The sequence below is a fragment of the Porphyromonas sp. oral taxon 278 str. W7784 genome (genome assembly GCF_000467855.2).
GTDB lineage: Bacteria > Bacteroidota > Bacteroidia > Bacteroidales > Porphyromonadaceae > Porphyromonas.
This window is the reverse complement of record NZ_KI259244.1, coordinates 88,265-93,965: the sequence shown is the minus strand read 5'-3', so window position 1 is coordinate 93,965 and position 5,701 is coordinate 88,265. Positions and strand designations below refer to the sequence as shown.

Sequence of the window (5,701 nt, the reverse complement as noted above, 5' to 3'; positions counted from 1 at the left end):
TTTTTTGACGACCTACGGTAGGTCGTTTTTTGACCCCTTGAGATCCCGCTGTTTATCAGGCTTCTGGGAAGGCCTTCGGAGCGCTCTGTGGTGGGGGGATGGGAAGTGCCGTTTTAGTCCTAACTTAGCCCCTGTCGAAGGGCGTGCTCCAGGGGGGTAGGGAAGGGGGATTCCCCCCGCTGACAGCCTCGGGGAAGTCCAGCACGCCACGGCACTTACTTCACGAGCCTATGAAACTGATCTTCACCCTCCTCTTGGCAGGACTTGCTCTCATGACCGCCTGCCAGCCTACGAAGCAGAAGGAGACCTCCGCTCCTCCGCTCGATAGCCTCGAGCAAGTATTCGCTCGGGCAACGGATCCCCTAGATCGTATCCAGCTCAAGCGCCAGATCTCGGACCTCAAGATGGGGGCGGCGACTCCCGAGGAGCGGTGCCGTATCTTCGATGAGTTCGCAGCCCTCGTAGGCGAAGCGATTGGAGTAATCAATCAGCGGGAGATGGACTATTTAGCTCGCTACTTCGAGTATCACAGCGACTACGAGGGTAATGAGATCCCGGCCCCTGACTCCATCAAGAAGAAGGAGCAATACTACCGAGAGCGAGGCGTCCAGCCCGTACATCTCGGAGAAGGGATTGTAGAGTTTTTCCCCAGCCCCGACCTCTATACTCCGCTCCTTCGTCAGCTTCCCGACTACTATCAAGAGCATTGGCAGCTCCTGAGAAGTTCCGAGCATCTTACCCCAGATGCAGGCCTTCGTGTCAGCTGGCGTGAGCTAGGGGATCTGGTGGCTCGCTATGAGGCTTATCCCAAGAAGTTCCCTAGGGCAACGGAGTTTTTCACACGCTTGAGTGCCGAATATCAATACCTACAGCATCTCTATCTGATCGGGGTGGACAATACGCCGACCTTCGAGACCGCCGACAGCACACTCCTCCCAGAAGTCAGGAGCGAATGGCTACGCTTCATCAAAGCTTATCCCGATAGCCCGACGGCTCAGATCGCCCGAGGGCTCCTCGAGATGAATACCTACGATAGCTACGGGACCCTGCATGACTTTGTCGTGAAGAAGCAGAAGGCCTCTGACTACCCGCTCCTGTCGACTGCAAGGGAGAAGTAGGCACCTCGCCATTGCTTCGAGCAAAGGCTCCAGGATAAGGGGAGCAAGTGCTTCCTCAGCAGTGCTGGGGTGGGGTGAGTGGGTAGGGTAGGTGCTCTGTATGAGAATTTAGTCTTACCTTAGCCCTCGGCCCACCCTAGTCTCTTTATGTAGACGAGCACTTATGAACGCAATCATTACGAGGACAGGTCCTGTCCTCCCGCTCGGGTTATACCCGGCGAACTTCACCAGTAGTGCCCCTAAGCTTGTGGCTCTCATTTCCCTCCAGCATGTAGGGGGATCGAGGTCCTTACCTTCGTATCTGATCATCTAGTACATATCCATGCTATGAAAAGAATCCTTTACCTCCTTTTCCTAGGGATGGCACTCCTCTCTGCCTGCCGATCCTCCAGCACAAAGCAAACCACCGAGATAGAAGCTTCCACCTCGAATATCGATAGTCTGGAGCGAGCCCTCGCTCAGGAAAGTGACCCCGCCGTACGCCTCAGTCTGAAGCGTCAGATCACTGATCTCAAGATGCAAGCTGTGACACCCGAAGAGCGGATACGTATATTCGAAGACTTCCTCACCATCGCCGAGGAAGATATCGATGGGATCAATCAGCGTGAGCGAGACTACCTAGACCACTACTACGAATACCACATGGACGAGGTAGGCAATCGTATAGAGCCCCACGACTCGCTCAAGCGTAGAGATCAGCGCTACACAGAGCTAGGTCTGGAGGTCGAAGAGCTAGGCGAAGGAGCCGTAGAGCTGGTCCTCTCCCAAGCCCTCTTCACCCACTACATCAGCCAGCTACCTCCCTACTACCAGACCTACTGGCACCTCCTCAAGGATCAGGAGAATATCACGACTGACGGGTGTCTCACGCTTACCTGGCATGAGCTAGGTGACCTCATCGCACGACACGAAGCTTATACGAAGACCTACCCCGATCATCCCGAGATCTTCGCCCGTCTGTGTGATGGCTACCAAGACCTCCAGCTACTCTATCTCGTCGGTACGGACAATACGGAGATCACCGACGACAAGGGGGCACTACTGCCTGAGGTAAGGAAGGAATGGCAGTTCTACGCCGAAGCGCATCCCGAGAGCCCCACGGCGAAGATCGTCCAGGAGGCACTGAAGCTCAAGAGCTATACTAACCTACGTCCTCTGAGGGAACTCGTATCCAAGATCCAGAAGACCTCCGATCACCCCCTCCTCGTAGCAGCCCGTGCTCAGGGGCAGAATTAGCCACACTACCCAGCTTCATAGCTACGACGATGAATAAGACACTCTTCCTCAGCCTAGCCCTCCTCTCTAGCATCCTTGCCTCAGGATGCCAAGGGCAGAAATCCAATCAAACCTCCACAAGTGATAGCACCCAGCTAGCCACCCTTTCCCTCCCCGAGCTAGCTCAGGGAGATGACGTAGTCTTCGAGAATGATGACCTGCGTATCGTCGAGCGAAATCTCTGTACTGATGGTGAGGCGATGCTCAATAGCTTCGAGGTACAGCCCAAGCATACAGGGATCAAGGGCTTTACCATCCAGGGTAGTACTCTTGACTTCGAAGCTATCCTAGGGAATACCCTAGTGACAAGCGAAGGTACAGGCGTCGTCCGTACTCTGTGGCTACACGACCTAGCCACTGGCGAGCTCGTCGTGCCGGTGGACTACCCCTTTGACTCCGATACCCTCGAGCGACAAGGCACCGATGCACTCTTCTTCTACACCTATGATTGGGACAAGAATCCACGGATCAGTTGGAGTGAGAAGAAGGGAGCTTGGGTCGACCAAACCAAGGTGCCTGACGCCCTGCGCAACGAGCAACTTAAGGAAGCGCAACAGTCGGTCAAGGACCAGCTCTTCGATGGACTACCCCTCATGGCTAAGCAGAGAATCAAGGTAGACCTCAAGGAGCGTAAGGTCACTCCTCTCCCCGAATACAAGTGGGGCTACGTAGAGTAGATCAGCCCCTTCCCACCCAAGAGAATACATACCATGCAGTACAGATCACTTATCCTAGGCGCCGCCCTAGCACTCAGCCTTCTCTCTATAGGCTGTACCGGACAGACTGGTCAGTCAGCCTCCACAGACAGCACCCAGATAGCCTCCCTCCCACTGCCCGAACTGGAGGAAGGGGATGAGGTGGCCTTTGAGAATGACGCTGTGCGTATCGTCGAGGGCAAGACAATAGAGACCGAGGGAGGCGTCTATAATACCATCAAGGTACAGCCTAAGCGTTCGGGCTCCGATATTAAGGCCTTTGAACTCGAGGGCACCATCCTTTCCTTTGAGGGAGTAGTGGGGCATACGCTACTCACGAGCGAAGGTACGGGGGCGATATGTCCTCTGAGCCTATACGACCTCGCTACAGGGAAGGAGGTGATGCCCATTGATCTTCCCTTTGATTCTGGGGAAGGAGTGGAGGTGGTCGACGCTAATACCTTTTACTTCTACACCTACGACGAAGCTTATCCGACGATGACCTGGGATAAGCAGAAGGGAGTATGGGTAGATCAGAATAAGGTGCCCGATGCCCTGCGCAACGACCAACTCAAGGAGCTACAGGCAAAGCTACAGCTGGATCTCTTCGATGGCCTCCCTCTGATGGCCCTGAGGAAGGTAGAGGTGAAGCTCCAGGAGCGTAAGGTCACCCCACTCGACGAGTACCGATGGAGCGTGATCGAGTAGCCCGTAGCTTCAGGCCACATCCCACCTGGGAGCGACTCCCTTCCCCGTAACTAAATCAAAGGATCCCATGCGAAAGATTATCCTCATCCTGCTCTGTGCTCTCTCGCTCTGTAGCATAGAGGCACAGAAGCGTAAACCTACAGAGCCGAAGGTCACTATCCGTGATATCTTCCTGGCCCTGCCCGACGATGCTCTAGAGAACCGCTGGACGGTCGAGGAGCGCAAAGAGCTACTGAAGCAAATCGGTTGTCCTAAGAATAAGGAGGAGGCAGTCCCTCCCTTCATAGACGTCTGCGATGAGCGAAGGGGCTATCTCCGTGTCTACTATGCCTACCCAGAGAGCAGGAGGGTAGAGGTGTGCTATTGGAACCTAAAGGACGGACGCAAGCTCGTCGCTGCTTCGGAGACCGAGGGTATCAGTCAGCTCAAGTTCTACATCTATGACCGAGGTCGTATCCGGCTCGGTGAGTTCTTAGCCCCTGATATTAGTCAGGTGAAGCTGGAGGACTTCTACGATACCTCGGGACTTACCCCTAAGCAACGATCGGAGCTTAGCCGTACCTTCCAGAAGCGAGCACTCTTCCGCTACACACTGCCCCGCAATGGGACTTCCCTCGAGATGCACATGGGTTTCCCCATACAGGATATGGACTACGAGACCACCTTCCTCGATACAGACTACGGCTACCTCAAGCAGTGTCGGTACATCATCTTCCACTGGAAGAATGAGCGCTGGACTAAGGAGGTGAAGACACTCCCTGCTATAGATCAGGACGAAGACTGTCAGTGCTTATGATCCATACACATCATCCCTAATTTTCCCTTACTATGAGACTAAATAGATTATTCTTCGGTGCCCTCTGCTTGCTCTCCAGCGTGACTCTCGCTGTAGCTCAAGAGCAGTCTTCGGTGACGTGCTATGCCTATCAGCTCGGAGGCGTGAATGTGCAGCTGGACTACGACCTAGCCCAGAGTAAGCCCGTTGAGCTCTTTCTGGAGTATAACGACGGCACGATAGATACCCTGCATTACTTCTCCTACGACGAGCAGTTAGCCCGCTATGAGCTCAGGAGTCGCTCTAGTGATAGCTTCGCCATGATCCCAAGGTCCAAGAGACTGGATCTCCACCTGCTGGAGCTGATCCTGAGATTCAAGGGAGAGACACGTACCCTCCTGCTCCATAATGTCGCAGACGCTATGGGTGTCTTCATCCACGATACGCAGGCCGGGGATACGAACCTCCGCAACGGGCCTAAGGGCGATGTAGTCTGTCAGCTGGATAAGAAGGGTACCTACCTGCTGAGTGTCTGCGCTGTCCGGGATGGCTGGTGGCGTATCTGTGGCAATCAGATCAGTGTATATGAGACGGAGAACGAAGGGGTAGCTGCCATCCGCAAGTCTGGGGATGCTTGGATTCATTCCTCTGTCATTGCCATGGATACACGCAACTATGGTGGACAAAAGCTTCATCTACGGGATAGCCCCTCAAGCGAGGGTCGTGTCCTGTATTCCTTCACCAAGGAGATCCTCCTTCGCCCTCTAGAGTGGCGGGGGGAATGGGTCAAGGTACAGACCATCGACAAGAAGCACCAAGGCTGGATCCACAGCCAGTGGCTCTGTGGAAATCCTCTGACGACTTGCGCCTAGCCCCTACTATCCCTACGTATTGCCAATCAGATCAATCGCCATCTGGGACTCAACCAGCAGGCCACCCGGACGACCCGTGTGACGATGTTCGCCAATAAGTATCCTTGGGAGAAGGCGTGTCGGCTCTTCGGCATGGTCTCGGGCTATGGTGCTCAGCTCCCAGCGAGTAGGGGCAAGAGTCCGCTCTAGACAAGGGTTTGGATAGCTCCCTCGATGGGGTGCTGAGAAAACCTACGGTAGGTCGTCGATGCGACCTAC

General features: G+C 54.7%; 6 protein-coding genes. All 6 read left to right on the top strand.

The genetic code is table 11. From position 1 onward, the window contains the following. Positions 1 to 230 precede the first annotated feature (230 nt). The 6 genes from HMPREF1556_RS06180 (at position 231) to HMPREF1556_RS06155 (ending at position 5,443) form a co-directional block, all read left to right on the top strand. Positions 231 to 1,118 carry a hypothetical protein gene (locus HMPREF1556_RS06180; protein ID WP_021667507.1) on the top strand — a complete coding sequence of 296 codons (888 nt, stop codon included), beginning with the start codon at positions 231 to 233 and terminating at the stop codon, positions 1,116 to 1,118. 327 nt (positions 1,119 to 1,445) lie between these two features. Then, positions 1,446 to 2,354 carry a hypothetical protein gene (locus HMPREF1556_RS06175; protein WP_021667506.1) on the top strand — a complete coding sequence of 303 codons (909 nt, stop codon included), beginning with the start codon at positions 1,446 to 1,448 and terminating at the stop codon, positions 2,352 to 2,354. A 29-nt stretch (positions 2,355 to 2,383) separates the two neighbouring features. Further along, on the top strand, positions 2,384 to 3,070 hold the full coding sequence (locus HMPREF1556_RS06170; protein ID WP_021667505.1) for a hypothetical protein: 687 nt from the start codon (positions 2,384 to 2,386) through the stop codon (positions 3,068 to 3,070). Positions 3,071 to 3,103: 33 nt separating this feature from the next. Next, positions 3,104 to 3,796, top strand: a complete 693-nt coding sequence (locus HMPREF1556_RS06165; RefSeq protein WP_021667504.1) for a hypothetical protein — start codon at positions 3,104 to 3,106, stop codon at positions 3,794 to 3,796. 67 nt (positions 3,797 to 3,863) lie between these two features. Continuing rightward, positions 3,864 to 4,592, top strand: a complete 729-nt coding sequence (locus HMPREF1556_RS06160; RefSeq protein WP_021667503.1) for a hypothetical protein — start codon at positions 3,864 to 3,866, stop codon at positions 4,590 to 4,592. A 32-nt stretch (positions 4,593 to 4,624) separates the two neighbouring features. Further along, a complete protein-coding gene (locus tag HMPREF1556_RS06155; protein WP_021667502.1) occupies positions 4,625 to 5,443 on the top strand; it encodes an SH3 domain-containing protein in 819 nt (272 codons plus the stop codon). Positions 5,444 to 5,701 lie beyond the last annotated feature (258 nt).

Coding starts and splice junctions, on each gene's coding strand:
- HMPREF1556_RS06155 (WP_021667502.1), top strand. CDS start 4,625: ATGAGACTAAATAGATTATTCTTCGGTGCCCTCTGCTTGCTCTCCAGC.
- HMPREF1556_RS06170 (WP_021667505.1), top strand. CDS start 2,384: ATGAATAAGACACTCTTCCTCAGCCTAGCCCTCCTCTCTAGCATCCTT.
- HMPREF1556_RS06160 (WP_021667503.1), top strand. CDS start 3,864: ATGCGAAAGATTATCCTCATCCTGCTCTGTGCTCTCTCGCTCTGTAGC.
- HMPREF1556_RS06175 (WP_021667506.1), top strand. CDS start 1,446: ATGAAAAGAATCCTTTACCTCCTTTTCCTAGGGATGGCACTCCTCTCT.
- HMPREF1556_RS06180 (WP_021667507.1), top strand. CDS start 231: ATGAAACTGATCTTCACCCTCCTCTTGGCAGGACTTGCTCTCATGACC.
- HMPREF1556_RS06165 (WP_021667504.1), top strand. CDS start 3,104: ATGCAGTACAGATCACTTATCCTAGGCGCCGCCCTAGCACTCAGCCTT.